This is a genomic window from Reyranella massiliensis 521, from assembly GCF_000312425.1.
GTDB lineage: Bacteria > Pseudomonadota > Alphaproteobacteria > Reyranellales > Reyranellaceae > Reyranella > Reyranella massiliensis.
Map to the genome: position 1 here is coordinate 4,538,628 of NZ_HE997181.1, position 25,398 is coordinate 4,564,025.

Below are 25,398 nucleotides of genomic sequence, written 5' to 3' on the forward strand. Positions count from 1 at the left end.
ACTCGACCTGGGGCTTTGTCGTCACGATTGCCTATGCCGACACAACCATCGACTATGCGGGCTGCGGCTGCAACAAACTGCCAGGGCCGCCTTATCGTCGGCATCAGCAGGTATTTCTAGGCACATGAGCACCAGCAAGATCACGATCTTCCGCGCCCGTCGCATTCTCACCATGAATCCTGCCCGGCCTGAAGCAACGCACGTTGCGGTGCGCGACGGCCGCATCCTGGGAGCAGGATCTCTGGAGGAACTCCAGGGCTGGGGCGCCCACGACCTCGACGATCGCTTTGCCGACAAAGTGCTGATGCCTGGCTTCGTCGAAGGCCATAGTCACACCTCCGAAGGCACGTTCTGGCGCTACACCTATCTCGGCCGGTTCGACCGCATGGATCCCGACGGCAAGGTCTGGCCGGGTGTGAAGTCGATCGACGAAGTGGTGGCGCGACTGCAGGAAAAGGAACGCAAGCTCGCCTCGGCCGACGAGCCCCTGTCCGGCTGGGGACTGGATCCGATCTACTACGGCGACCGTCGCGTCGTTCGCGCGGATTTCGACCGCATTTCGACCCAGCGCACCATCGGCGTAATGCATGCGAGCGGCCATATCCTCAACGTGAACAGCCGCGCCCTCGAGCTGGCGGGCCTGCTGCGCACCGGCCTCAACCATCCCGGTGTGACTCTCGGCAGCGACGGCCTGCCGACCGGCGAACTCAAGGGCCCGGAAGCGATGACCCTGGTCGGCAAGCATGTCGGCTTCGACCGCGAGGTGCTGGCCAACGACGAAGCCGGTCTGCGCCGCTTCGCCAGGCTCTGCGTCCGCCAGGGCGTGACCACCGCCACCGACCTCGCCAATCTCCTGCCCGACGATGCGGTCTCGATGATGCAGCGCGTGACCGGCGAGGCGCAGTTCCCCGTTCGCATCGTGTCGTTTCGGCGTTTCCAGGCCCTGACACCCGAACAGGCCGTCGAGATCGCCGTGGGGCTCAAGAAGCAGGCGACCGACCGGCTGCGGCTCGGCGCCATCAAGCTGTTCGTCGACGGTTCGATCCAGGGCTTCTCGGCACGGCTGCGCTGGCCGGGCTACTACAACGGCGCGCCGAACGGCCTCTGGTATACGCCGCCGGAGGCAATCGCCCAGCTCTATAGGCTCGCGTTGCAGAAGGACGTGCTGGTGCACAGCCATACCAACGGCGATCAGGCGACCGAGATGGCGCTGGATTGCCTGGACGGCGCGCTGCGTGACCAGCCGGCACCCGACCACAGATTCACCCTTCAACATTGCCAGCTCGCCGATGCAGCGCAGTTCCGGCGGATGAGCCGCCTCGGCATGTGCGCCAACCTCTTTCCCAACCATCACTTCTATTGGGGCGATCAGCACTACGAGACCACCGTGGGCCCGGAGCGGGCCACGCGCATGAATGCCTGCGCCACGGCACTCGCCAGCGGCGTGCCGCTCGCCATTCATTCCGACGCGCCGGTGACGCCGCTCGGCCCCCTGTTCACCGCCTGGTGCGCCGTCAACCGGCTCACCGCCAGCGGTCGCGTTCTCGGCACCAGCGAACGGATCTCCGTGGCCGACGCGCTGCGCACCATCACCCTCGGCGCCGCCTGGACCCTGAAGCTCGACGGCGAGCTGGGCTCGATCGAGGTCGGCAAGCGCGCCGACTTTGCGGTTCTGGAGGACGACCCGCTGGAGATCGCGCCCGAGAAGCTGAAGGACGTCCGCATCTGGGGCACGGTCCAGGCCGGCCGCCTGTTCCCTGCCGCTGGAGCATGAAAAACAGCATCCTGCCGGTGACGGTGGTCGGCGGTTATCTCGGCACCGGCAAGACCACGTTGGTGAACAATCTCCTGCGGGCCGCCGCCGGCCGGCGGATCGCCGTCCTGGTCAACGACTTCGGTACCACGCCCATCGACCGCGACCTGATCGTGGCGACCGACGGCGATACGCTGGAGATTTCCGGCGGCTGCGTGTGCTGCAGCTACGGCTCCGACCTGATGGAACGGTTGATGACGCTGCCGGAGCAGCGACCGGACGTGGAGCGCGTCGTGCTGGAAGCGAGCGGCGTCGCCCTGCCTGGCATGGTGGCGAATGCCGTGACCCTGCTTGAACCCTATCGCATAGATGCGGTCGTGGTGATGGCCGACGCCGAGACGGTGCAGGCACAAGCAGATGACGCCTATCTCGGCGACACGATCCTGCGCCAGCTCACGGCAGCCGATCTGATCATCCTCAATCGCTGCGACCTGGTGGACGATGCCGCACGCGAACGGACGATCGACTGGCTTGGGCATCAGGCGCCCGACGCACGCGTCCTTCCGGCGACGCACGCAAGGATCGCTCCGGAACTGCTGATCGGCCTGCGCGACGGCTCGACGCCGCGCCGTCACGCGCCACTGCAGGCACCGGGAGCCCCCGACGCGGCTTCACTCTATGACGCGCTGGAACTCGACATGCCGCCGAACATCGGCCTACAGCAGTTAGGCGCCCTGCTCGCCACCCCCGGCACCGGAGTTCTGCGGGCGAAGGGCATGGCACGCGATGCAGGCGGCAGGATCGCCGCGCTGCACGTCGTCGGAAGGCGCTTCGCCGTCGATCCGGCGCCGTCCGGTGCGGCGCCGACGAAACTGGTTGTGATCGGATTGCGCGGCCACCTCGACCGCAACGCAATCACCAACGCGCTTCGTAAGACATAGACAAACAGGAGCCCCCAATGCTGACCCTCTACTTCGCCCCCGGTTCCAGCTCGATGGCGCCGCATATCGCGTTGCACGAAATCGGCGCGGCCTTCGACACACGGTCGCTGTCGCTTGCCACCAAGGACACGCGCACCCCCGAGTTCCTGGCGATCAATCCCGTCGGCAAGGTGCCGGTGCTGCTCATCGACGGTCGGGTTCTGACCGAAGTTGCGGGCATCCTCTTCTACCTGGCACGCCGTCATCCCGAGGCCGGGCTGTTGCCCACGGGCGACATCGAGGCCGAGGCGCAGGTTGTCTCCTGGATGTCCCATCTCGCGTCGGCCGTCCATCCGTCGCGAGGACAGGGGCTCGACCCTTGTCGCGCAGCCTGGACGACCGTCGAGAAGCGCCTGGGCGGCCGCGACTGGGTGGTGGGCGACCGCTATTCCATCGCCGACATCCACCTGTTCCGGCTCTACTGGCGGGTCCGCAGCTTTCTCGACCTGCCGGCCGGTACCTTGCCGGCGGTCGAAGCCCACTATGCCCGCATGATGGCGCGGCCGGCGGTAATCAAGACCATCGAGATCGAGAGCAAGGTCGCCGGGCACAGCCTGCCGGCGGCCTGATCATCCGCGGTTCAGCGCGCGCCAGACCTTTTCCGGCGTCACTGGCATGTCTATGTGGGTGATGCCTGCCTCCGAGAGCGCATCGACAACGGCGTTCATCACCGAGGGCAGCGCGCCGGCACAGCCGGCCTCGCCACAGCCTTTCACGCCCAGCGAGTTGGTCTTGCAGGGCACGGGGTGGCTGATGATGGAGAATAACGGCGCGTCCGAGGCGCGCGGCAGGGCGTAATCCATATAGGTGCCGGCGACGGGCTGGCCCAGCTCGTCGTAGACCGTGCGCTCGAAAATCGCCTGTCCGATGCCCTGCACCACGCCGCCATGCGCCTGGCCCTCGACCAGCATCGGATTGATGAGCGTGCCGAAGTCGTTGACCATGAAATAACGCACGACCTCGATCTGGCCGGTATCGGGATCGATCTCGACCTCGGCGACATGGCAGCCGTTCGGGAAGGCGGACGGCGGCGTATCGGAGATGTGACGGACATCGAGGGTCTGCGGCACATCCTCGGGCAAGGTCATGCCGTCGCGCAGCTTCGACGCAAGATCGAGCAGGCCGATACTGCGGTCGGTGCCGGCAATCCGGAAACGCCCGCGGTCGAACTCGATATCGACGGTCGCGGCCTCCAGCACATGGGCGGCGATCGCCCTGCCCTGTTCGATCACCTTCGCGCCGGCTTCGAGGAAGGCTTCGCTGCCGACGATGGCCGAGCGCGATCCGCCTGTGCCGCCGCCGGCCAGGAGCTGGTCGCTATCGCCCTGCAGCAGGCGGAAGCGGTCGAAGGGGATGCCGAGCTTTTCGGTCAGCACCTGGGCGAAGGGCGAGGCATGGCCCTGACCATAGTCGAGCGTGCCGCTCAGCATGGTGACGGTGCCGTCGTCCTCGAAACGGATGCCGCCATATTCCTTACCGGCGGGAGCCGTCACTTCCAGATAACTGCCGATGCCGCGGCCACGCAACTTGCCGCGCGCCCTGCTCTCGGCCTTGCGCGCCTCGAAGCCGTCCCAGTCGGAAGCCTGCAGCGCCTTGTCGAGAACGGCGGTGAACTCGCCCGAATCGTAGGCCATGCCGGACGGCGCCTTGTAAGGCATCGCTTCGGGCGAAATGTGGTTGCGGCGGCGCAATTCGACCCGATCGATCCCCATCTCACGGGCGGCCGTATCAATCAGCCGCTCCATGTAATAGTTGCCCTCGGGACGACCGGCGCCGCGATAGGCTGCGATCGGCGTCGTGTTGGTGAAGGCGACCTTGGAATTCACTTCCATCGCCGGCGTCTTGTAGACGTCGATGACATTCTTCACCGCGTTGGTCGTGACCGGCATAGGCGGATAGATGTAGGCGCCGGCATTGCCGGTACCGGAGAGCCGGACGGCGAGAAAATGGCCCTCCTTGTCCAGCGCCAGCTCGGCGATGCGCTGGTGATCGCGGCCATGATGGTCGGAGAGGAAACTTTCCGACCGCTCGTCGGTCCACTTCACCGGCCGACCGAGCTTCTTTGCCGCCAGCAGCAACGGCGCGTATTCTGGGTAAGGCGGCGCCTTCATGCCGAACGAGCCGCCGACATTGCCTGTCAGCACATGAAGCCGGTCGGGCTTCACGTTCAGCACCCCGGCCAGGCCGCCACGCAAGCCAAACACGCCCTGACAGCCGACATTCAGCACCCAGCGCTCGTTGACCGCATCCCAGGACCCGATCGCCGAGCGCGGCTCCATCGCATTGACCACGACGCGATTGGATTCGATCTCCAGCCGGGTCACATGGGCTGCTTCAGCGAAGGCTTTCGCCACCGCCTCGGCATTGCCGTAGTGGAAGTCGAGCACCAGGTTGCCCGGCGCATCGTCGTGGATCTGCGGCGCGCCTTCGGCCAGGGCCGCAGCCGGCGTGGTGACCGCCGGCAATTCGTCTATGTCGAGTTCGACCGCTTCGGCAGCGTCCTTGGCCTGCAGCGCCGTCTCGGCCACGACACAGGCCACGGCCTCGCCGACGAAGCGCACCTTGCCCTTGGCGAGCGACGGCCGGACCGGCGTCTTCATCGGCGAGCCGTCGCGCTGCGGGATGTTCATCGGGCACTTCAGCGGGTTGAAGCCTGCCGCATCGAGATCGTCGCTGGTCAGGATCGCCAGCACGCCCGGCATGGCGAACGCCGCCGCCGTGTCGATCCCTTTCAGACGACCGTGCGCGATGCGGCTGCGCACCATGACCGCATAGGCCTGGCCGGCCAGGTTGATGTCGTCGGTGTAGCGTCCCTCGCCCCGCAGCAAGGTTGGGTCTTCGGTGCGCGCCACCGACTGGCCAACCCCGAACTTCACGAACGCAAGGCCGGTATCGTCGAAAGAATCCATCAACCTGTCCTCAACGCCTGTACTTGGACGCCTACTTCAGCGGCGAATAGTTCGTCGGCAGCAGCAGGGTCGAATGCATCGCCGCGAGTTTCGCCGGCCCCTTGGCGAGATAGGCCTGCCACGCCGGATCCTTCATCGCTGCCGCCCGGGCCTCGAAGCGCTCCTGCAGGTTCTTGTAGCGCCAGAGATGGATCCACTCGTTGGGCTCCGGAACCTCGCCAGTCCAGGCCCCCCAGATCGGCGAATACTTCTCCCGCGCCTCCTGAACCTCCTTGAAGTCCTTGGCGTAGGCCTGCGCGCCGCCCATCTGCGTGCGGTAGATGCGCAGCTCGTAGACATTGCCGGTTGTGCCGTCGCTGGGCTTGATGTCGACGACGGCATTCATGATGCGCAGGTCCTGACGCTCGATCAGCGGCCGGATCACCGGCACATAGCCTTCGGTCCACGGCTTGTGCTTGGCCAGCTCACCGCGCAGGCGCGTGCGCTCGTCGAGGCTCTCGTACTTCCAGAGGTGCCAAATCTGGTTCAAGGCGCCGAATTCGGCCGTCCAGTAGCCGTGGTTTTCGCCGAAGTTCTGACCGCGGGCGGGCCGGCCGATCGTCTCGGCGGCCTTGAGATATTCCGGCATCTTGCCGGGCTTCAGCGTGTAGCAGCGAAATTCGTAGACCATTTCGTTCCTCTCAGGGATGCGGATTCTTGGGCGGGTGAGCCTTCACCGCCTCCTCGTTGATGTCGGCGCCCCAGCCGGGCCGGGTCGGTACGATCAGTTCGCCATTCTGGATGACCGGCGGATGAGTGACCAGATCGTCCTTCCAGGGCACGTCGTCGATATCGATTTCCATGATACGGAAATTCGGCATCGCGGCGCAGAGATGCGCGCTCATCAGGGTCGACATATGGCCGTAGAAATTGTGCGGCGCGCAGTTGATCTCGTAAGCCTCGGCCATGGCGGCGATCTTCAGCGACTCCGCAAGACCGTTCCACGGCACGTCGATGATGGAAACGTCGATCGAGCGATTCTCGAAATAAGGGCGGAACTGGCGGCGGCCGAACAGGGATTCGCAGGAAGCGATCGGCATCGACGCACGGTCGCGGATCAGACGCAGCCCTTCGGGATCGTAGGAATCGATTTCCAGCCAGAAGAGATTGAAGGGCTCGCAGGCGCGCGCGACCTTGATATAGCCCTCGGTCTTGAAGTTGAAGTTGGTGTCGAGAAGGATACCCATGTCGTGGCCCGCGCCCTGGCGGAAGGCCGCGAGCCCGTCGCAGATGGCGGCAATAACGGCGTCATCGGCATTCAGCTCCGGCCCTCCCGGACTCCGGCCAAAACCGGGCTGGTACATGTTCGCCGGGCTGAGATCGAAGCGAAAAATATTGGTCTTGAGCGCCTTGAAGCCGCGTTCCTTCACATGCTTGCCGAGCTTCACCAGATCGTCGAGCGAGCGCACGGGCTCGACGCCCATCACCTCGGCGTTGCGGAACCGGTAGCTGCCGCAATGCGACCAGTAGAGCGGCAGGCGGTCGCGCACCGGCCCGCCGAACAACGCATAGACCGGAATGCCAAGCGCCTTGGCCTTGACGTCGAGCAGGGCGTTCTCGATGGCAGCCATCGCCTGCTGGTTCACGCCGCCCGGCGCCTGGCGCGTGATGGCATAGATCGTCGTCATGATGCGTTCGATGGGGCGTGGGTCCTGACCGATCAGGCCCTGGGCCATGCGGCGGATCACCGCCGTCAGGCCTGCACTGCCATAGCCTTCGTTGTACTCGGACCAGCCAACCAGCCCGTCGTCCGTGGTGATCTTGAGAAAGGAGAAGTCGCGCCATCCGGCGTCGCAGTGCAAATCCTCGATCTTGGCGATTTTCATGCTGTTTCCTCCCGCGAGCCCGGCAGCATAGACTAGAGGCTGACCAGCGCGGGACGAAACAATGCCCCTCTACGGCAAGGGAATGCTGATTACGCTGACGCAGGTGTCAGCGCGCGACGAGCGGGACTTCAACGAGTGGTACAATCGTGAGCACATCGACGAGCGCGTGAACCTGCCGGGCTTCCATCGCGCCCGCCGTTATGTCGCCGTCCGTGCAACACCCAAGTATCTCGCGACCTATGAATGCGACAGCGTCGCCGATCTCGCCACGCCGGACTATCTGAAGCTGCTGGCCAATCAGACGCCATGGAGCCAGGCCGTCATGGCCCGCTTCACCCACTTCCAGCGCCTGACCTTGCGCATGCTCGTCGACCAGACGCATGGCGTCGGCGGTGCCTTGGCCTGCGTGCGCTTCGTGCCGGATCCGCGGCGGCGCAAGGCGCTGGTCGAGTGGCTGATCACCACCGCCTTTCCCAAAGTGATACAGCGGCCAGGCATGCTGGGCGCCAGCGCCGGCGAGAACGATCTCGAAGTCGCGCACGCACCGCTGCACGACAAGAGCATGGACCATCCCCGGGCCGAGGAAGCCGAGTGGGCGGTGCTGCTGGAAGGGGCCGATGTCCCGGCGGTCAGCGCGGCCGCGCGCCTGATGTTCACGACGACCAAACTGCGGCCATTCGGTGTTGAAACCGCACCCACCGTCGGCACCTACCGGCTGCTGTTCGGCAACCAGCGATGACGTTTCTTTGACCGCCTGTTGATCGCGAGATCGCCTAGGGTCCGGCCCGTGTCCAAGGCACTGTCCACTCAGCAAACCATCTTCTGGCTCAGGCTCGCGACGTTGTTCGCACTCTGCGTGCCGGCGGCGAACCTCGCCTGGCGCTGGTATGCCGGCGATCTCGATCCACGCCCCGTCACGCTTGCCACGCATGCAACGGGCGACTGGGCCGTCGTTCTCCTGCTGGTGTCACTGGCGCTTACGCCAGCCCGCACTCTCTTCGACTGGTCGCCATTGATTCACATCCGTCGGCGAATCGGCGTCGCTGCCGCGCTCTATGCGCTGGCGCACCTATTGATCTACGTGCTCGACCAGAAATGGAACCTGATCGTCGTCGCCACCGAGATCGCCAAGCGCTTCTATCTCACGATCGGTTTCGTGGCCTTGCTGGCCCTGGTCGCGCTCGCCGTGACCTCGACCAACGGCTGGCAGCGGCGGCTGAAGCGCAACTGGAAACGCCTGCACTGGCTGGTCTATCCGGCCGTCGCGGTGGCGCTGGTCCATTTCTTTATCCAGTCCAAGGTCAAGATCGGCGAGGCGGCTTTCGCGGCGGGCCTGTTCCTCTGGCTGATGCTGTGGCGTGTCTTGCCGGCGAAGCTGCGTACGAGTTTCGCGGGCCTGCTCCTGCTCGCTATCGCCGCTACACTCGGCACCGTCGCGATCGAGGCCACCTGGTACGGGCTCGTGAACAAGATCGACCCCATGCGCGTGCTGACGGCCAACATCGATCTCGATCTGCTGCCGCGTCCGGCCCACAAGGTTCTGGCCGTTTCGTTGCTGGTCATCGTGCTGGTGGCACTGCGCCGCGGCATTGCCGCGGCGAACAGGCTCTGGACGGAGCGCTATATCCGACGGACTATACCGACTTCCTGACCGGAAGAGGATATGACAGCGGAAGAATGGACGGCGGTGCGGCTCAGCCTGTTGGTCGCCACGACGGCGACGCTGGCCAGCCTGCCCTTCGGCATCGCCATCGCCTGGCTGCTGGCGCGTGGCAAGTTCTGGGGCAAGAGCCTACTCGACACGGTGGTGCACCTGCCGCTGATCCTGCCGCCGGTCGTGACCGGCTACCTGCTGCTGCTTTCTTTCGGGCGCCGCGGCCCCATCGGCTCTTTCCTCGCCGACGAATTCGGCATCGTCTTCTCCTTCCGCTGGACCGGCGCGGCGCTGGCCTGCGCGATCATGGGTTTTCCGCTGATGGTGCGCGCGATCCGGCTCTCCATCGAGGCGGTCGATCGCCGGCTCGAGGCCGCCGCTGGCACGCTGGGGGCCAATCCGCTCTGGGTGTTCGCCACCGTGACCCTGCCGCTTTGCCTGCCGGGCATCATCGCCGGCGCGATCCTGGGCTTTGCCAAGTCGATGGGCGAGTTCGGTGCGACCATCACCTTCGTCTCGAACATTCCCGGCGAGACGCAGACCCTGCCCTCGCTGATCTACACCTTGACCCAGGTCCCGGGCGGCGATGCGGCGGCCATGCGACTCACCCTCGTGTCGATCGCGATTTCCATGGTGGCGCTGCTCGGCTCGGAGTTGCTGGCGCGCCGCATCGGCTCGCGGCGGCAAACCGCATGAGCCTGGAGATCGACGTCGAGCACACCCGCGGCAGTTTCCAGCTCCGGGCGCGCTTTACCGCAGCACCCGGCCTGACGGCGCTGTTCGGCCGGTCGGGCTCGGGCAAGACCAGCGTCGTCGATATCGTGGGCGGCCTCATCCGGCCGGCCCGCGGCAAGGTCATCGTCGATGGCCAGGTGCTGGTCGACACCGAGCGCCGGGTGTTCGTCCCCGCCCATCGCCGGCGTATCGGCTATGTCTTCCAGGACAGCCGGCTCTTTCCGCATCTCAGCGTTCGCCACAACCTGCTCTACGGACGGTGGTTCGCACGCGGCAACGGAGGTGCCGCGGCCGATCTCGGTGCCGTGGTCGATCTCCTGGGCATCGGCCATCTGCTCAACCGCCAGCCGGATTCACTCTCGGGGGGCGAGAAGCAGCGTGTCGCCATCGGCCGCGCTCTGCTCGCCAAGCCGCTGCTGGTGCTGATGGACGAACCGCTGGCCTCGCTCGACGAAGCGCGTCGGTTGGAAATCCTCCCCTACATCGAACGGCTGCGCGACGAGGCCGGCGTGCCAATCCTCTATGTCAGCCATTCCGTGGCCGAGGTCGCGCGGCTTGCGACGACGGTCGTGATCATGGCCGAGGGCAAGGTGACCGCCGTCGGACCCGTGCTCGACACCCTACCGCTGGCCGACGCCAACGACGGCGGCTCGGTCCTGGATGCTACGGTCAGCCGCCACGACGAAGCTTTCGAGCTTTCCGTGCTGACGACAGCGGCGGGCGAGTTGCAGGTGCCGCGACTCGATGCGCCTGTCGGCGCCCACGTTCGCGCCTATATCCGCTCACGCGACGTGATGCTGAGCCTGCGGCCGCCCGAAGAGATCAGCGCCCTCAACGTACTGGCGGGTCGTGTCGCTGCCGTGACGCCCATTTCCTGCGCGCAAGCCGACGTGCGGCTCGACTGCAGCGGCGCACTGTTGATGGCCCGGCTTACGCTGAAGTCCGTCGAGCGGCTTGCACTCGCACCGGGCCGGCCGGTTTACGCCGTCATCAAGAGTGTATCGTTCGAGCGCACCTGAGTGCGCTATGGTGGCGTCGCGAGGAGAACGCGATGTCACGCCTGCTGATGCCTTTTACGCCCCGTTTCATCACTTTTACGCTGTGCATTATCGCGGTCCCTGTCTTCGGGATCGCCTGGATCGCCGATCCGCATCCGGTCCTGGCGATCTGTTTCATCGTCGCGGCCTTCCTGACGGCGGTCGGCATCCACGACCTCAACCAGACGAACCACTCGATCCTGCGCAACTACCCGGTTGCCGCCCATATCCGCTTCATCTTCGAGGAGATCCGCCCGGAGATGCGGCAGTATTTCTTCGAGGGCGACAAGGACGGCATGCCGTTCAGCCGCGACCGGCGCGCCGTGGTCTATCAGCGCGCCAAGAAGGTGCTCGACGTCCGGCCCTTCGGCACGACATTCGACGTCTACAGCGTCGGCTACGAGTGGATGGCCCACTCGATTGCACCGAGGCCTCTCACCAAGGATCCCTTCCGGATCATGGTCGGCGACACCGAATGCACGAAGCCCTACTCGGCATCGGTGTTCAACATCTCGGCCATGAGCTTCGGCGCCCTCAGTGCCAACGCCATCCGCGCCCTGAACGGCGGCGCCAAGCGCGGCGGCTTCGCCCACGATACCGGGGAAGGCGGCTTCAGCCCCTACCATCGCGAAAATGGCGGCGACATCATCTGGGAAATCGGGTCCGGCTATTTCGGCGCCCGTAACCCCGACGGCACCTTCAGCCCCGAGAAGTTCGCCGAGGTCGCCGCCTCCGACCAGGTCAAGATGGTTGAATTGAAGCTCAGCCAGGGCGCCAAGCCCGGCCATGGCGGCGTTCTGCCGGCTCCCAAGGTAAGCCAGGAGATCGCCCTAACCCGTGGCGTGCCGGTGGGCGAGGATTGCGTCTCACCCTCGCAGCACTCGGCCTTTTCGACGCCGATCGAGATGATGCATTTCATCGCCGAGATGCGCCGCCTGTCCGGCGGCAAGCCTGCCGGCTTCAAGCTCTGCATCGGCCATGAATGGGAGTTCCTGGCCATCTGCAAGGCGATGCTCGAAACAGGCATCTATCCCGACTTCATCGTCGTCGACGGCAAGGAAGGCGGCACCGGCGCCGCGCCCATGGAATTCATCGACCATATCGGCAAGCCGATGCGCCAGGGCCTCTACTTCGTGAACAACGCCCTGATCGGCATCGGCGCGCGCCACCGCATCAAGATCGGAGTCGCCGGCAAGATCATCACCGCCTTCGATATCGTGCGCGCCATGGCGCTGGGCGCCGACTGGTGCAACTCGGCGCGCGGTTTCATGTTCGCCGTCGGCTGCATCCAGTCGCAGTCCTGCCATACCGACCGCTGCCCGGTCGGCGTGGCGACGCAGAACCCCAGCCGCCAGAAGGCCCTGGTCGTGCCCGACAAGATCGAGCGCGTGGTCAATTTTCATCGCGCCACCCTGCGTGAGCTGGCCGAGCTGACGGCGGCGGCCGGCCTCGACCATCCGCAGGAATTCAAGCCCATCCACATCTCGCGGCGGGTCTCTTCCAGCGAAGTCCTGACCTACGCCGACGTCTACCCCTCCCTGTCCGAGGGCGAGCTGATCGCAGGCTCCGGCAACCCGCGCTGGCGCCGGCCCTGGGACATGGCCAACCCGCATTCGTTCCGCGCGACGGCCTGATTCAACCAAATCTGTTGCAGCAACACGCCGGTTGGCCCAGCAATGGGCCGACCACGAAAGGAAACGCCATGACTGCTCCGTTCGATTTTGTGCCCCTGCTGGCGCCCGGCACCCCGGCGCCCGCCGCCAAGTGGAACGGATTCCCGAAGTACAATTTCATCGGCGGCCACAACGACGCCAAGAACGTTCCGGTCGACGCGCTGATCGACGCGGCGACGGCCGTGCTCAAGCGCGAAGGCGCCACGCTCGCCACCTACGGCCTGAACAGCGGCCCGCTGGGCTACCGGCCGCTGCGCGAGTTCCTGGCCGGCAAGCTCAAGGGGCATGCCGGCATCGAGTGCTCGCCGGACGAAATCCTGATCACCTCCGGGTCCATGCAGGGCCTCGACCTGATCAACAGCCTGCTGGTCGCCAAGGGCGATACGGTGCTGATCGAGCAGGAGACCTATGGTGGTGCGCTGACCAAGCTGAACAAGCTCGGCGCCAACGTGATCGGCATCCCGCTCGACGACGAGGGACTGCGGCTCGATGTGCTGGAAGAGAAGCTGGCGGAGCTGAAGAAGAAGGGCGTGACGCCCAAGTACATCTATACCATCCCGACGGTGCAGAATCCGACCGGCGCCATCATGGGCGAGAAGCGTCGCGCCGATCTGATCGCTCTCGCCGCCCGCTACGGCGTCATGATCTTCGAGGACGAGTGCTATTCCGACCTGATCTGGAGCGGCAAGCGACCGAAGTCGCTCTTTGCCATGGCGAATGGCGAGGGCGTGATCCATATCGGCTCCTTCTCCAAGTCGATCGCACCGGCGCTTCGCGTCGGCTACATCGTCGCCAAGTGGGAGGTCCTCGCGCGCATCCTCGGGCTCAAGCAGGATGCCGGGTCGGGCGCACTGGAGCAGATGGTGCTGGCCGAGTTCTGCAAGCAGCACTTTGCCGACCATGTGCCCAAGCTCAACAAGGCGCTGGCCGCCAAGCTGCAGACGCTGCGCGAAGCGCTGGCCGAGCAGTTCGGCACGGCGGCCGAGTTCGGCGACCCCGAAGGCGGCATCTATCTCTGGATCAAGTTGCCCGACCAGGTCGACACGACCAAGCTCGCGCAGGCAGCGCTGGCGGCTGGAGTATCGTTGAATCCTGGCCAGGAATGGTCGACCAACAAGGACTATGCCCGTTCGCGGCTGCGCCTGTGCTTCGCCAACCCCGAGCCCGAGAGCATCAAGAAGGGGGTCGAGGTGCTAGCCGAGGTCTGCCGCCGCGAGTTCGGCGTGCCGCTGCGCAGCGCCAATGTGGAGAAGGGCGCCTAGCCGCCCTTCTCGGTCGAACAGCCTCAGGCCTCGCCGGGGACGATCACCATCCAGGAGACGCCGAACTTGTCGGCGACGCAGCCGAAGCGCGGCGAGAAGAACGTCTTGCCGATCGGCATCTGGATCTGGCCTTCCTTGGCCAGGGCGTTGAAGGCCTTGTCCGCTTCGGCCTCGTTGGCGACGGTAAGCGAGAGCGAGAAACCCAGGAAATTGGGCTTGTCGTCCTGCAAGCCGTCGGAACACATCACCATGGCATCGCCGATCCTGAAGGAGGCGTGCATGATCTTGCTGGTGTCCTTCGGCATCATCCCCGCGGCACAGGCGTCGGGGTTCTCGCTGAAACGCATCACCATGTCGATGTTGGCGCCAAGCGTCTTCTTGTAGAAATCGAGAGCTTCCTCGCAACGGCCATTGAAGAACAGATACGGCTGGATCGTCATCGCTTCCTCCTTCGGTCAATCGTCGATTGCCTGGTACGCACCACTCCAGAAATCCGTGTAGGCACGCGGCGGCTGAGGCGAATCCATCATGCGCTGCGTCAATAGGATGCCGATCAGCCCTTCCTGCGGGTCGGTGTAGGCCGATGTCCCGAGGCCGCCATCCCAGCCGAAACGGCCGGGCGTTTCCCAGAGATCGGTACGGCGCACCGTGACGGCAAGCCCGAGCCCCCAGCTCTTGGCGTCGCCGAGGAATAGCTCGGCACCTTCCTTCTGCGAAGGCAGGAGCTGGTCTGTCGTCATCAGTTCCACGGTCGGCCGCGACAGCAGGGACTTGCGGCCGTGCCGCCCTTTCGCGAGCATCATGCAGCAGAAGGAAAGATAGTCGTCGGCCGTCGAGACGAGCCCGCTGCTGCCAGCCTCGAAGATCGGCGGCTGGCTCCAGCGCCCGTCCTTGCCTTCGTCGACGCAGACGAGTTTGCCCGCCGCCGGATCGTAGCCGTAAGCGCCGGCCAATCGCTTCAGCTTGTCGGCAGGCACATGGAAACCCGTATCCTTCATGCCGAGCGGCTCGAAGAGACGCTCCTGCAGCACCTCGGCCAGCGACCGATCCGCGGCCCGCGCCAGCAGGATGCCCAGCACATCCGAGCCGGTGTGGTACAGCCAGCGCTCGCCGGGCTGATGGATCAGCGGCAGCTCGCCCAGACGCGCCATATATCGATCGGGCGTGACGGTCGGCATGAAAGGGCTTGGCGCGACACCCGCCTGCTCCATCGCTTCCTGGATCGGATGTCTCGACGACACGTCCATCACCGCACCGATGCCGAGACGGAACGTCAGCAGATCGCGCAAGGTGATCGACCGCGCCGCCGGCACGGTGTCATCGAGCGGGCTCGATACACATTTCAGCACCCGGCGATCGGCAAGTTCGGGCAACAGCTCTTCCACCGGATCGTCGAGGCGGAGGCTTCCCTCTTCGACCATCGACATCGCCGCCGCCGCAAGCACCGGCTTGGTGAGCGAGGAGATACGGAAGATCGTGTCCCGCCGCATCTTCTCCCTGCCGCCCGCCGCCAAAGCGCCACCGACCGCAACGTACGTCTCGCCGCGCCGATGGACGATGGCGACATAGCCCGGCAGGTCGCCGTGTTCGACGCTTGCGTCCAGCAGATCGCGCAGATGCCCGAGCCGCGGCTTGGAAAGACCGCTCTTCATTCAGCCTTCTCGAATTCGGTATCGATCACGACCTGAATGGGATCGGTGAAGAACGGCGGCAGGCCGTAGTCCTGCGGATTGATGGTGGCGACGGCGGTCACGCCGATCCGCGGCTTGCCGCCGAACCCCTTGCCGGCGCCGACCAGCGAGACATCAAACGTCACGGGCTTGGTCTTGCCCATCAATGTGAACTGGCCTTCGACCTTGCCGCGCATCTTGTCCGTCGGCTTGAAAGCCGTCGAAACGAAAGTTGCCTGCGGAAACTCCTTGGACTTGAGGAATTTGTCGCCGACCAGCTCCTCGGCAAAGCCCTTCACATTGGTGGTGATGGAGGCGGTCTCGACCGAAGCCTCGATTTTGGACTTCTCGATCGCAGACGGATCCCAGGTGAGCGTTCCCTTCGCGCGATCGAAGCGGAAGATGCTGTGCGAGTAGCCGAGATGGGAAACACGCGCGATGACCGCCGTGTGTGATTCGTCGAGCGAATAAATGCCAGCCGTCGCCAGGGCGATGTCGCGTTCTGCCGCAAAGACGCCGGGAGGCAGTGCCATCGGGGCCGCGGGAGGCGTCTGGGCAAAGGCAGCCGGCGAAGACATCGCCAATGCGACGGCGAGCAGCCGCATTCCATTCTTCATGGTTCTTCTCCTCGTTGCGCTAACGATTATTTCTCGACGATCGTCTTAAGCTTCGCGAGGCCGGCGGCGAAGTCGCGGCCGATCATGTCGTCCATGTCTATGAATGTACCGATCAGTTTAGACATGAACGGGCTGGGCCCATACATCGCCCATGTGACAATCGTCTGACCGTCCTTTGGCTGCAGGGTAAGCTCGGCTGTGTTATGGCCTTCAAACGGCTTGATGAAATCGAGCTTGATCACAATCTTGTTGGGCGTGGCCACATCGGTGATCTCCATGCGGCCCTTGCCGACATTGCTGTTGCCGTCCCATTCATAGGCGGCGCCCTTGCCGCCCTTCGGCCCTGCATAGGCACGTTTCATATCGGGATCGCGGGTCTCGTAGGGCGACCATTCGCGCCAGCGCTCGAGTTCGTTGAGATAGGGAAAGATCTTTTCCGGCGGCGCATTCATGCTCGCCGTTCGCTGTACGCGAAAGGAATCAGGTTTGGTCGAGGCGTAGATCAGGATTGCCGCGACTGCCACCACGACAATAATACCCAGGATTCCCAGGGCCTTCCGCATGCGAACCTCGCCTTGTCGGTTTAGTTAACCGAAGAGTTAAACATTTAGGCAAGAAGATCGCAGCCGTCAATTGCCTCCGCACCGCAGAAGAGTAGATTCGCAAATCATGACGACGTCCTTTCTCGAAGATGCCTCCTTCAACCAGTCGCCGGCCTTCGGCGACGTCGATCTCTTCGGCGCCGACCGCGCCCTGGCCGATGCCGCGCAGCGCGCAGGCCTCGATCTCGCCGCGCTCTCCGTGTGCGGCCGCGACTATGGCGCCGCCGAGACGCTCGATCTCGGCAGGGTCGCCAACGAAAACCCGCCGAAGCTGCGGATCATGGACGGCAAGGGCAATCGGCTCGATTTCGTCGAGTTTCATCCCGCCTATCACGCACTGATGGCAAAGAGCATCGGCCACGGCATTCACGCATCGACACATGACGGCAGCGACAGCACGTCGCCCGTGTCCGCCCGGGCAGTACGGCTCTACCTCGCGACGCAGGCCGAGAGCGGCCACATGTGCCCGATCACGATGACCCACGCCTGCATCGGCGCGTTGCGCTCGGAGCCTGCACTGCTGGCAAAGTGGCTGTCTCACATCCGGACGCGGACCTACGATCCGCGCCCGCTGCCATGGTGGGAAAAGAAGGGCGTGACCCTGGGCATGGGCATGACCGAACGTCAGGGCGGCACCGATGTTCGCGCCAACATCACCCGCGCGGCGCCCCATGGTGACCATGTCGAGATCAGCGGTCACAAGTGGTTCATGTCCGCGCCGATGTGCGATGCGTTCCTGGTGCTCGCACAGGCCGAGGGCGGCCTCACCTGCTATCTGATGCCGCGTCATCGGCCCGATGGCTCGCAGAACGCCATCCGCTTCCAGCGGCTGAAGGACAAGCTCGGCAACAAATCGAACGCTTCTTCCGAAGTCGAGTTTCACGGCGCCTATGCGGAGCGGGTTGGCGCCGAAGGCGCGGGCGTGCGCACCATCATCGAGATGGTGAACCTGACGCGGCTCGACTGCGCCATCGCCTCGGCCGGCCAGTCGCGCATCGCGCTGACGCAGGCGATCCATCACATCCGCAACCGTTCGGTCTTCCAGCGTCGCCTGGCCGACCAGCCTTCGATGCGCGCGGTCGTGGCCGACATGGCGCTGGAACTCGAAGCACAGGTCGCTCTGGTGTTCCGCCTCTGTCGCGCCGTCGAACATGCCGAGTCCGACCCGCGCGAGGCGGCCTATGCACGCCTCCTGACCCCGGCCATCAAGTTCCTGGTGTGCAAGAGCACGCCGCAGCTGGTCTACGAAGCGCTCGAATGCCTGGGCGGCAACGGCTACACCGAGGACCTGCCGATGGCGCGCTACTTCCGCGAATCGCCGCTGAACGCGATCTGGGAAGGCTCGGGCAATGTCATGGCGCTCGACGTTCTGCGCGCTGCGAGCCGCCACCCCGACGCGGCGACCGACACGCTCTCGCGTCTCGTCCGCTCCGCCTCACAGACCTTCAATATCGGCCCGCTGGCGCAATCGCTGGAGCGGACCTTGAAGTCAGGCGATGCCGAGCGCCGCGCCCGCTTCCTCTGCGAGGGCCTCGCCAAGATCGCCGCGGTGTCAGCGCTCGCCGAAGCAGGCTCGCCCTTCGCCGCCGTCTACGCCGACTCGCGGCTGGGCAGCGCCCGTTTCGCGCAGTACGGCGCGGCGGACCTGGGCGATGCCGAGACCCGATTGATGGACCGCGCGCTGGCGGCTTGATGCCCACATTGATGGAAGGTGCTTGCGGCCGCCGGGCGCGCCACTAGACTTTCGCCTCATTGCCGGAGCCTGACGTTCCGGAGCAGTCGCAGCGAGTATACTTTCCTGATGAAAAAGATCTTCACGGCGTGCCTCGGCACCGAGACCAATACCTTCGCCGCCATCCCGACCGGCCATCAGCTTTTCGAGGAAACCTGCCTCTACCGAAAGGCGAGCTACGGCAAGAACGTGCCGATGTTCGGCGCGCCGTTGGCGGTGTGGCGTGGCCGCGCCGAAGCCAAGGGCTGGGAGGTGGTGGAAAGCCTCTGCGCCTTCGCCCAGCCGGCCGGCAAGACGGTGAAGAAGGTCTACGAGGCCTTCCGCGACGAGATCCTGACGGATCTCAAGGCAGCCCTGCCGGTCGACGGTGTCCTGCTCTCCATGCACGGGGCGATGGTGGCCGAAGGTTACGACGACTGCGAGAGCGACCTCGTCGCCCATGTGCGCAAGATCGTCGGGCCGGATGTGCCGGTCGGCGCCGAGCTCGACCTCCACTGCAACATCGGCGAGAGCCTGCTGCGCGACGCGACGGCGCTGGTGCTGTTCAAGGAGTATCCGCACGTCGACGTGCCGGAGCGTGCCGACGATCTCTTCACCGTCATCGAGGGCGCCATCGAGGGCCGCACCAAGCCCGTCATGGCGGCCTTCGATTGCCGTATGATCGGCGTGTTCCACACCACGCGCGAGCCGATGCGCGGCTTCGTCGACAAGCTGCAGGCGATGGAAGGCAAGGACGGCGTGCTCTCGCTGTCGATCGGTCACGGCTTTCCCTGGGCCGACGTGAAGGAGATGGGCACGCGCCTGATCGCCATCACCGACAACGACAAGGCGAAGGCCGAGAAGCTCGCGCGCGAGCTCGGTATGGAATTCTTCGCCATGCGCGAACAGACGCAGCCGCCCTATGTGACGCTCGATGCCGCCATGGCGCGCGTCAGTTCGCACAACCTGCCCAAGCCCATGGTGCTGGCCGACGTATCCGACAATGCCGGCGGCGGAGCGGCTTCGGATTCGACCTTCATCCTGAAGGAGCTGCTCGACCGCAAGGTGAAGGACGCCGCGCTGGCCATGATCTGGGATCCTGGCGCCGTGAAACTCGCCTTCGAGGTCGGCGAAGGAGCCGAGCTCGACATCCGCCTCGGCGGCAAGCTCGGGCCACAATCTGGCCAGCCGGTCGATGCGCGCGCCAGGGTGTTGAAGGTCGCGAAGGACGTCACCATCGAGTTCGGCGGCGAGCGCAAGAGCGTCGGCTCGATCGGTGATGCCGCTGCATTCGAGATCGAGGGCGTGACGGTGATCGTCAATTCGCGGCGCACGCAGTGCCTCAGCCGTGACTGCTTCACCAAGCTCGGCGTCGATCCTTCGGCCAAGAAGGTGGTCGTGGTGAAGTCGATGCAGCACTTCCACGCCGCCTATGCGCCGATCGCCAGCGAAGTGGTCTATGTCGCCGCCCCCGGCGCGCTGGTGCCGGACTGGTCGCTGCTGCCCTACAAGAAGGCCGACAAGGCGCAGTGGCCGTTCGTCGCCCAGCCGCATACGGCATGAGCCGTCTCGCCTGCTACGGCCTGGTCGCAACGATAGCGGCGATGTCCACGGGCATCGCCGCGGCGCAATCGCCGAACGGGGTCGGGACGCTCGCCCCGCCCGGCGCCATCAAGGCGGAAGGCACCTGGAGCGTGGGCGCGAGGGCAGGCGATTTCGTCTTCGTCGCCGGCATGCAGGGCGTCGATCCAGCGACCAATAAACAGGTAGCGGATCCCGAGGCACGGGTCCGGCAGGCGTTCCTCAACATCAGGACGATCGCCCAGTCGGAAGGTGCCAGCCTGCAGGACTGCGTGAGGCTTACGGTCTATGTCAGCGATCTCAAGCAGGTGGCCCCCTTGGTCGACAAGGTGCAGGCCGAACTCTGGGGCAAGCCACCCTATCCGCCGCGGACCATGGTCGAGGTCCGCCGATTGTTCGACGACGACCTGATCGAGATCGACAGCGTCTTCTACGCCCCGCAGAACAAAGTGAATCGGGCGCGCTAAAAGGCCCGTATTTCAGGGCGTTTACAGCGGCGGGACTCATTGGTATGTTCCGCCCCGTCGCGGCCGGGGATGGCCGTTTTGTCGTTTTATATCAACGACTTAACGAGATCCCGTCCCGGCGCAAGGGGCGCGATATGAAGATTCTCACCGGCAACAGCAATAAACCGCTGGCGGAGGCCATTTCCGCGAAGCTCGCTTTGCCATTGGTCAAGGCCAACATCCGACGGTTCTCGGACAACGAGATCTTCGTCGAAATCCTGGAAAACGTGCGTGGCGAGGACGTCTTCGTCATCCAGTCCACGAGCTTTCCGGCCAACGACCATCTCATGGAGCTGCTGATCATCATCGACGCCCTGCGTCGCAGCTCGGCCCGCCGCATCACCGCGGTGATGCCCTACTACGGCTACGCCCGGCAGGACCGCAAGACCGGGTCGCGCACGCCGATCTCGGCCAAGCTGGTCGCCAACCTGATCACCAACGCCGGCGCCCATCGCGTGCTCACGCTCGACCTGCATGCCGGCCAGATCCAGGGCTTCTTCGACATTCCGCTCGACAATCTCTATGCCGGGCCGGTCTTCTCAAAGGACATCAAGGACACGCTGAGCAATCGCAAGCTCACGGTCGTGTCGCCCGACACCGGCGGCGTGGTGCGCGCCCGCGCCATCGCCAAGCGGATCGACGCCGACCTCGCCATCATCGACAAGCGCCGCGAAGCCGCGGGCGTCAGCGAGGTCATGAACGTGATCGGCGATGTGAAGAGCCGCGACTGCATCCTGATCGACGACATCGTCGATTCGGCCGGTACGCTGTGCAACGCCGCGGTGGCGCTGATGGATCAGGGCGCCAAATCGGTCTCGGCCTATGTCACGCATGGTGTGCTGTCGGGCGGCGCGGTCGCCCGTGTCGCCGCCTCGCCGATGGAGAAGATGGTCATTACCGACTCGATCATGCCGACCGAGGCGGTGCGCGTGTCGCCCAACATCCGGCCGCTCAGCATCGCCACGCTGATGGCCGAGGCGATGAAGCGCATTGCCGACGAGGCGTCGGTTTCGAGCCTGTTCGACTAGGAATTTCAGGAGTTTCGAGAGATCCGGCGATGGGCACCCCTGGAGGCTACGCCGCGATAAGAGAGCAACCCAAGGAGAAGTGAGATGGCAGAGACGACAAAGGTCGTCGCGAAGATGCGAGATCGGGCCGGTAAAGGGGGCGCCCGCTCCAGCCGTCGCGAAGGACTGATTCCGGCCGTGATCTACGGCGACAAGCAGCCCCCCGTCATGATTGCGGTCGAGCCGAAGACGATCGAACGCGAGCTGCACAAGGAAGGCTACTTCAACCATCGGCTCAAGATCGCCGTCGACGGTAAGGACTTCGACGTCCTGCCGCGCGACGTTCAGGTCGATCCGGTGACGGACAGACCCCTCCATCTCGACTTCCTGCGGATCGGGCCCGACTCGATCATCACCGTGCAGGTGCCCGTTCACTTCCGCAATGAAACGGCATCTCCCGGCATCAAGCGCGGCGGCGTGCTGAACGTCGTGTTGCACGAAATCACCGTGCGCACCAAGGCCGACAAGATTCCGGAATTCTTCGAAGTCGATCTGACCGGCCTCGAAATCGGCCACTCGATCCACATGTCGACCCTCAACATTCCCGAGGACGTGCGCGTGGTGACCCGCGACAACAATGCCACCGTGGCGTCGATTGCCGCACCGACCGTGGTGCGCGAAACGACGGTGGATGCAGGCGCGGCAGCGCCGGCCGAAGGTGCCGCAGCGGCTCCGGCGGCGGGTGCAGCAGCGGCTCCGGCGGCGGGTGCCAAGGCACCGGCTCCGGCCAAGAAGTAAGCAGCGGGCGAAGGTACCGCTCGGTCGATGCTCCTGCTGGTCGGGCTCGGCAATCCCGGGCCACGCTATGCCGGGCACCGGCACAATGTTGGATTCATGGCGGTGGACGAAATCGTCCGCCGCCGTGTCTTCTCGCCCTGGCGCACACGTTTTCACGGCGAGGTCGCCGAGGGACATCTCGGCGGCGAGCGCGTCATCGCGCTGAAACCGATGACCTTCATGAACGAATCGAGCAAGGCGGTGGGCGAAGCCGTGCGCTTCCTCAAGGTCCCGCTCGACCGCGTCGTGGTGTTCCACGACGAACTCGATATTGCGCCCGGCCGGGTGCGTATGAAGAAGGGCGGCGGCGCCGGAGGCCATAACGGCCTGCGCGACATCGACGCCCATGTCGGCAAGGACTATCGCCGCGTGCGCATCGGCATCGGCCACCCCGGCCACAAGGATCTCGTGCTGCACTGGGTGCTGCGCGATTTCGAGCCGGACGAGCGCGATGCCAAGACCGGATGGCTGCCGAAGGTGCTGAACGCGCTGGCCGAGGAATCGGTGCTGCTGGTCGAAGGTGGCGCCAAGGCCGACGAGAAGTATATGAGCCGGGTCGCCAGCCTGGCGCCGCCGCCGGATCTTCCGGCCCGGCTGAACATCAAAGAGTAGATCATGGGTTTCAACTGCGGAATCGTCGGACTGCCCAATGTCGGCAAATCGACTCTGTTCAATGCGCTTACCGCCACGCAGGCGGCGCAGGCAGCCAACTATCCGTTCTGCACCATCGAGCCGAACGTCGGCCGCGTCGCCGTGCCCGATCCGCGGCTGGACAAGCTCGCCGGCATCGCGGGCTCGGCCAAGATCATCAACACGCAGCTCGAATTCGTGGACATTGCCGGCCTGGTGAAGGGCGCCTCGCGCGGCGAAGGGCTGGGCAACCAGTTCCTCGGCAACATCCGCGAGGTCGACGCCATCGCGCATGTGCTACGCTGCTTCGAAGATGGTGACGTGACGCACGTCTCGGGCACCGTCGATCCGGTGCGCGACGCCGAGATTGTCGAGACCGAGTTGATGCTGGCCGACCTCGACAGCCTCGAAAAGCGCCTGCCCGCCCTCGAGAAGCGCGCCAAGGGCGGCGACAAGGAGGCCGCCGCCGAAGCGCCGGTGGTGAAGAAGGTCCTGGTCTCCCTGCGCGACGGCAAGGCCGCCCGCGAGACCGAGATCAGCGACGACGAGCGGCCGGCTTTCGCGCGGCTGCAGCTCATTACCGCCAAGCCGATGATGTACGTGCTGAACGTCGAGGAAGCTTCGGCCGCCACCGGCAACGCCCACAGCGCCAAGGCCGAGGCCTTCGCCAAGTCGCGCGGCATGCCGTCGGTCGTGATCTCGGCGGCCATCGAAGCCGAAGTGGCACAGCTGCCAGCCGAGGACCAGAGCGACTATCTGGCCTCGCTCGGCCTTGAGGAGACAGGTCTCGCCCGCGTGGTGCGCGCGGGCTATGGGCTGCTCGACCTGGTAACTTTCTTCACCGTCGGCCCCAAGGAAGCCCGCGCCTGGACCGTCCACCGCGACGCCAAGGCGCCTGAGGCGGCCGGCGTCATCCACACCGACTTCGAGAAGGGCTTCATCCGCGCCGAGACCATCGCCTACGACGACTACGTGACCCTGAACGGCGAAGCGGGCGCACGCGACGCCGGCAAGCTCCGCCTCGAAGGCAAGGACTACGCGGTCAAGGACGGCGACGTCTTCCACTTCCGCTTTAACGTGTAGTCAGGCGCCGGGCTCGCCTTGACTCTCCCCTAAGGGGAGACGCTACCGTCGCGGACATGATGCTTCGGATCGGCGATTTCGCGCGCCGTGGCCGCGTGTCGGTCAAAGCGCTGCACCACTACGAGGCAATGGGCCTCCTCAAGCCGGCTCGGGTCGATCCCGTCACCGGCTACCGCTTCTACGAACCCTCCCAGCTTGGCGTGCTTCACCGGCTGATGGTGCTGCGCGCGCTCGGCCTGCCGCTGGAGCAAATTCGCACCTTCCTGGAGGAGGCCCCGTCGCCGGCGGTCATGCGTGCCCTGCTCGACGAACGCAAGGCGGTCCTCGCCCGCCGGATCGATGCCGAGCGCGCCCAGCTCGCGGCCGTCGAGGCACGCATCCGCCATCTGGAAGACGCGCACGGCCCCGAATACGACGTCGTCGTGCGCGACGTGCCGGCGGCAATCGTGGCGAGCCTGCGTCGCGTCGTGCCGGACTACGCCGCCATCGACCATCTGTTCGCCGAGATCGCCGGCGCCTTGCCGGGAACGGCGCGAATCGCGGGCCATGGCGCCGTCTGGCACCACTGCGCGCCCGAGCGCCGGGAGATCGACTGCGAAGCCGTCGTCATGCTGGAACGGCCGACGCGGGCACCGCGCAGCATCAAGGTCTATCAGCTGCCGGCCTGTCGGGCGGCCTGCGTGGTGCACCCCAGCGACGAAGATGCCTTCGCGCCGGCCTGCAACGCCGCGCGCATGGCCTCGTCGCGCCAGCGCTTCGAGATTGGCGGCCCGATGCGCGAACGTTACTTCTCGAGCGTGGGCAATAACCGCTTCGACCTCACCGAGATCCAGTTTCCCCTGCAACCTGCGCCGGGAGGCGTGTCATGACCGTCGTTCTTTCCAGTCCCAAGACCCTGCCGCCGCCCACCGGCTACTCTCAGATCGCCGAGGTGACCAAAGGCAAGATCGTCCTGATCGCAGGCCAGGTCGCGCACGATGTCGACGGCAAACTCGTCGGCGAGGGCGACTTCCGTGCCCAGGTCGAGCAGATCTTCAAGAATCTCGACGCCGCCGTCCGCGCCGCCGGCGGCACCTTCAAAGACATCGTGAAGATCAACAACTACTGCGTGGCGAGCGTCCCGCCCGAGGAGATCTCAGCCTTCCGCGATGTGCGCGATCGCTACGTCGATCTCGCGCACCCGCCGACCAGCACGTTCATCTATGTCAGCCGCCTGGTCCGGCCGGGCTGGTTGTTCGAGATCGACGCGACGGCGGTGATCGACGGCTGACGCGCTGCCCCCTTTG

General features: G+C 65.2%; 25 protein-coding genes. 18 read left to right on the plus strand and 7 right to left on the minus strand.

Annotation, left to right across the window (positions count from 1 at the left end; translation table 11 throughout):
* The first annotated feature begins 124 nt into the window (after positions 1 to 124).
* From BN60_RS22180 to BN60_RS22190, 3 genes are read left to right on the plus strand one after another with little or no spacing between them, the layout of a single operon-like run.
* Positions 125 to 1,774 carry an amidohydrolase gene (locus tag BN60_RS22180; protein WP_020698352.1) on the plus strand — a complete coding sequence of 550 codons (1,650 nt, stop codon included), beginning with the start codon at positions 125 to 127 and terminating at the stop codon, positions 1,772 to 1,774.
* Positions 1,771 to 2,694 carry a CobW family GTP-binding protein gene (locus tag BN60_RS22185; RefSeq protein ID WP_020698353.1) on the plus strand — a complete coding sequence of 308 codons (924 nt, stop codon included), beginning with the start codon at positions 1,771 to 1,773 and terminating at the stop codon, positions 2,692 to 2,694. Before BN60_RS22180 ends, BN60_RS22185 begins: the two co-directional genes overlap by 4 nt.
* Positions 2,695 to 2,711: 17 nt before the next feature.
* Positions 2,712 to 3,302, plus strand: a complete 591-nt coding sequence (locus BN60_RS22190) for a glutathione S-transferase family protein (RefSeq protein WP_020698354.1) — start codon at positions 2,712 to 2,714, stop codon at positions 3,300 to 3,302.
* On the opposite strand, the gene BN60_RS22195 is transcribed toward BN60_RS22190, so the two are convergent.
* The 3 genes from BN60_RS22195 to BN60_RS22205 are packed head-to-tail and all read right to left on the minus strand — an operon-like array spanning position 3,303 to position 7,507.
* Complete coding sequence (locus BN60_RS22195; protein ID WP_020698355.1) at positions 3,303 to 5,642, minus strand: xanthine dehydrogenase family protein molybdopterin-binding subunit; 2,340 nt, start codon at positions 5,640 to 5,642, stop codon at positions 3,303 to 3,305.
* A 31-nt stretch (positions 5,643 to 5,673) separates the two neighbouring features.
* Positions 5,674 to 6,312, minus strand: coding sequence for an NIPSNAP family protein (locus tag BN60_RS22200; protein ID WP_020698356.1), 639 nt, complete (start codon positions 6,310 to 6,312; stop codon positions 5,674 to 5,676).
* Positions 6,313 to 6,322: 10 nt separating this feature from the next.
* Positions 6,323 to 7,507 (minus strand): mandelate racemase/muconate lactonizing enzyme family protein, encoded by a 1,185-nt coding sequence (locus BN60_RS22205; RefSeq protein WP_020698357.1) that lies wholly within the window; start codon positions 7,505 to 7,507, stop codon positions 6,323 to 6,325.
* 61 nt (positions 7,508 to 7,568) lie between these two features.
* Here BN60_RS22205 and BN60_RS22210 point away from each other — a divergent pair, with 61 nt between their 5' ends.
* From BN60_RS22210 to BN60_RS22235, 6 genes are all read left to right on the plus strand, one after another.
* A complete protein-coding gene (locus BN60_RS22210) occupies positions 7,569 to 8,246 on the plus strand; it encodes a DUF4286 family protein (RefSeq protein ID WP_020698358.1) in 678 nt (225 codons plus the stop codon).
* A gap of 48 nt (positions 8,247 to 8,294) precedes the next feature.
* Complete coding sequence (locus BN60_RS22215; protein WP_020698359.1) at positions 8,295 to 9,158, plus strand: protein-methionine-sulfoxide reductase heme-binding subunit MsrQ; 864 nt, start codon at positions 8,295 to 8,297, stop codon at positions 9,156 to 9,158.
* 12 nt (positions 9,159 to 9,170) lie between these two features.
* A complete protein-coding gene (gene modB / locus BN60_RS22220) occupies positions 9,171 to 9,857 on the plus strand; it encodes a molybdate ABC transporter permease subunit (protein ID WP_020698360.1) in 687 nt (228 codons plus the stop codon).
* Complete coding sequence (modC, locus tag BN60_RS22225) at positions 9,854 to 10,915, plus strand: molybdenum ABC transporter ATP-binding protein (protein ID WP_020698361.1); 1,062 nt, start codon at positions 9,854 to 9,856, stop codon at positions 10,913 to 10,915. The genes modB and modC overlap by 4 nt, the downstream gene beginning before the upstream one ends.
* Positions 10,916 to 10,947: 32 nt before the next feature.
* Positions 10,948 to 12,567 (plus strand): FMN-binding glutamate synthase family protein, encoded by a 1,620-nt coding sequence (locus tag BN60_RS22230; protein WP_020698362.1) that lies wholly within the window; start codon positions 10,948 to 10,950, stop codon positions 12,565 to 12,567.
* A gap of 68 nt (positions 12,568 to 12,635) precedes the next feature.
* Positions 12,636 to 13,868 carry an aminotransferase-like domain-containing protein gene (locus tag BN60_RS22235; RefSeq protein ID WP_020698363.1) on the plus strand — a complete coding sequence of 411 codons (1,233 nt, stop codon included), beginning with the start codon at positions 12,636 to 12,638 and terminating at the stop codon, positions 13,866 to 13,868.
* A gap of 23 nt (positions 13,869 to 13,891) precedes the next feature.
* Here the strand turns inward: BN60_RS22235 and BN60_RS22240 are convergent, their stop codons facing one another.
* The 4 genes from BN60_RS22240 to BN60_RS22255 are packed head-to-tail and all read right to left on the minus strand — an operon-like array spanning position 13,892 to position 16,718.
* Complete coding sequence (locus BN60_RS22240; RefSeq protein ID WP_020698364.1) at positions 13,892 to 14,308, minus strand: VOC family protein; 417 nt, start codon at positions 14,306 to 14,308, stop codon at positions 13,892 to 13,894.
* A gap of 15 nt (positions 14,309 to 14,323) precedes the next feature.
* A complete protein-coding gene (locus tag BN60_RS22245) occupies positions 14,324 to 15,520 on the minus strand; it encodes a serine hydrolase domain-containing protein (protein ID WP_020698365.1) in 1,197 nt (398 codons plus the stop codon).
* Positions 15,517 to 16,155, minus strand: coding sequence for a YceI family protein (locus BN60_RS22250; RefSeq protein WP_020698366.1), 639 nt, complete (start codon positions 16,153 to 16,155; stop codon positions 15,517 to 15,519). Before BN60_RS22250 ends, BN60_RS22245 begins: the two co-directional genes overlap by 4 nt.
* Positions 16,156 to 16,181: 26 nt before the next feature.
* A complete protein-coding gene (locus tag BN60_RS22255) occupies positions 16,182 to 16,718 on the minus strand; it encodes an SRPBCC family protein (protein WP_020698367.1) in 537 nt (178 codons plus the stop codon).
* Between the two features lie 103 nt (positions 16,719 to 16,821).
* Between BN60_RS22255 and BN60_RS22260 the strand changes: the two genes are divergently transcribed.
* From BN60_RS22260 to BN60_RS22300, 9 genes are all read left to right on the plus strand, one after another.
* Positions 16,822 to 18,450 carry an acyl-CoA dehydrogenase family protein gene (locus BN60_RS22260; RefSeq protein ID WP_425357828.1) on the plus strand — a complete coding sequence of 543 codons (1,629 nt, stop codon included), beginning with the start codon at positions 16,822 to 16,824 and terminating at the stop codon, positions 18,448 to 18,450.
* 108 nt (positions 18,451 to 18,558) lie between these two features.
* Positions 18,559 to 20,031 (plus strand): M81 family metallopeptidase, encoded by a 1,473-nt coding sequence (locus BN60_RS22265; RefSeq protein WP_020698369.1) that lies wholly within the window; start codon positions 18,559 to 18,561, stop codon positions 20,029 to 20,031.
* Complete coding sequence (locus tag BN60_RS22270) at positions 20,028 to 20,516, plus strand: RidA family protein (RefSeq protein WP_020698370.1); 489 nt, start codon at positions 20,028 to 20,030, stop codon at positions 20,514 to 20,516. The genes BN60_RS22265 and BN60_RS22270 overlap by 4 nt, the downstream gene beginning before the upstream one ends.
* A gap of 134 nt (positions 20,517 to 20,650) precedes the next feature.
* Positions 20,651 to 21,583, plus strand: coding sequence for a ribose-phosphate pyrophosphokinase (locus tag BN60_RS22275; protein ID WP_020698371.1), 933 nt, complete (start codon positions 20,651 to 20,653; stop codon positions 21,581 to 21,583).
* 84 nt (positions 21,584 to 21,667) lie between these two features.
* The gene (locus BN60_RS22280) at positions 21,668 to 22,360 is read left to right on the plus strand and encodes a 50S ribosomal protein L25/general stress protein Ctc (RefSeq protein ID WP_020698372.1); all 693 of its coding nucleotides are present in this window, start codon (positions 21,668 to 21,670) and stop codon (positions 22,358 to 22,360) included.
* Positions 22,361 to 22,387: 27 nt separating this feature from the next.
* Positions 22,388 to 23,011: an aminoacyl-tRNA hydrolase gene (gene pth / locus BN60_RS22285; protein ID WP_020698373.1), complete on the plus strand. Its 624-nt coding sequence runs from the start codon at positions 22,388 to 22,390 to the stop codon at positions 23,009 to 23,011.
* A gap of 3 nt (positions 23,012 to 23,014) precedes the next feature.
* Complete coding sequence (gene ychF, locus BN60_RS22290) at positions 23,015 to 24,112, plus strand: redox-regulated ATPase YchF (RefSeq protein ID WP_020698374.1); 1,098 nt, start codon at positions 23,015 to 23,017, stop codon at positions 24,110 to 24,112.
* Positions 24,113 to 24,168: 56 nt separating this feature from the next.
* Positions 24,169 to 24,981 carry a MerR family transcriptional regulator gene (locus tag BN60_RS29200; RefSeq protein WP_020698375.1) on the plus strand — a complete coding sequence of 271 codons (813 nt, stop codon included), beginning with the start codon at positions 24,169 to 24,171 and terminating at the stop codon, positions 24,979 to 24,981.
* Positions 24,978 to 25,382 (plus strand): RidA family protein, encoded by a 405-nt coding sequence (locus tag BN60_RS22300; protein ID WP_020698376.1) that lies wholly within the window; start codon positions 24,978 to 24,980, stop codon positions 25,380 to 25,382. The genes BN60_RS29200 and BN60_RS22300 overlap by 4 nt, the downstream gene beginning before the upstream one ends.
* The last annotated feature ends 16 nt before the right edge of the window (positions 25,383 to 25,398 follow it).

Coding starts and splice junctions, on each gene's coding strand:
- BN60_RS22240 (WP_020698364.1), bottom strand. CDS start 14,308: ATGACGATCCAGCCGTATCTGTTCTTCAATGGCCGTTGCGAGGAAGCT.
- BN60_RS22190 (WP_020698354.1), top strand. CDS start 2,712: ATGCTGACCCTCTACTTCGCCCCCGGTTCCAGCTCGATGGCGCCGCAT.
- BN60_RS22280 (WP_020698372.1), top strand. CDS start 21,668: ATGGCAGAGACGACAAAGGTCGTCGCGAAGATGCGAGATCGGGCCGGT.
- BN60_RS29200 (WP_020698375.1), top strand. CDS start 24,169: ATGATGCTTCGGATCGGCGATTTCGCGCGCCGTGGCCGCGTGTCGGTC.
- BN60_RS22300 (WP_020698376.1), top strand. CDS start 24,978: ATGACCGTCGTTCTTTCCAGTCCCAAGACCCTGCCGCCGCCCACCGGC.
- BN60_RS22270 (WP_020698370.1), top strand. CDS start 20,028: ATGAGCCGTCTCGCCTGCTACGGCCTGGTCGCAACGATAGCGGCGATG.
- BN60_RS22255 (WP_020698367.1), bottom strand. CDS start 16,718: ATGCGGAAGGCCCTGGGAATCCTGGGTATTATTGTCGTGGTGGCAGTC.
- ychF (WP_020698374.1), top strand. CDS start 23,015: ATGGGTTTCAACTGCGGAATCGTCGGACTGCCCAATGTCGGCAAATCG.
- BN60_RS22200 (WP_020698356.1), bottom strand. CDS start 6,312: ATGGTCTACGAATTTCGCTGCTACACGCTGAAGCCCGGCAAGATGCCG.
- pth (WP_020698373.1), top strand. CDS start 22,388: ATGCTCCTGCTGGTCGGGCTCGGCAATCCCGGGCCACGCTATGCCGGG.
- BN60_RS22250 (WP_020698366.1), bottom strand. CDS start 16,155: ATGAAGAATGGAATGCGGCTGCTCGCCGTCGCATTGGCGATGTCTTCG.
- modB (WP_020698360.1), top strand. CDS start 9,171: ATGACAGCGGAAGAATGGACGGCGGTGCGGCTCAGCCTGTTGGTCGCC.
- modC (WP_020698361.1), top strand. CDS start 9,854: ATGAGCCTGGAGATCGACGTCGAGCACACCCGCGGCAGTTTCCAGCTC.
- BN60_RS22210 (WP_020698358.1), top strand. CDS start 7,569: ATGCCCCTCTACGGCAAGGGAATGCTGATTACGCTGACGCAGGTGTCA.
- BN60_RS22265 (WP_020698369.1), top strand. CDS start 18,559: ATGAAAAAGATCTTCACGGCGTGCCTCGGCACCGAGACCAATACCTTC.
- BN60_RS22245 (WP_020698365.1), bottom strand. CDS start 15,520: ATGAAGAGCGGTCTTTCCAAGCCGCGGCTCGGGCATCTGCGCGATCTG.
- BN60_RS22230 (WP_020698362.1), top strand. CDS start 10,948: ATGTCACGCCTGCTGATGCCTTTTACGCCCCGTTTCATCACTTTTACG.
- BN60_RS22195 (WP_020698355.1), bottom strand. CDS start 5,642: ATGGATTCTTTCGACGATACCGGCCTTGCGTTCGTGAAGTTCGGGGTT.
- BN60_RS22275 (WP_020698371.1), top strand. CDS start 20,651: ATGAAGATTCTCACCGGCAACAGCAATAAACCGCTGGCGGAGGCCATT.
- BN60_RS22235 (WP_020698363.1), top strand. CDS start 12,636: ATGACTGCTCCGTTCGATTTTGTGCCCCTGCTGGCGCCCGGCACCCCG.
- BN60_RS22205 (WP_020698357.1), bottom strand. CDS start 7,507: ATGAAAATCGCCAAGATCGAGGATTTGCACTGCGACGCCGGATGGCGC.
- BN60_RS22185 (WP_020698353.1), top strand. CDS start 1,771: ATGAAAAACAGCATCCTGCCGGTGACGGTGGTCGGCGGTTATCTCGGC.
- BN60_RS22180 (WP_020698352.1), top strand. CDS start 125: ATGAGCACCAGCAAGATCACGATCTTCCGCGCCCGTCGCATTCTCACC.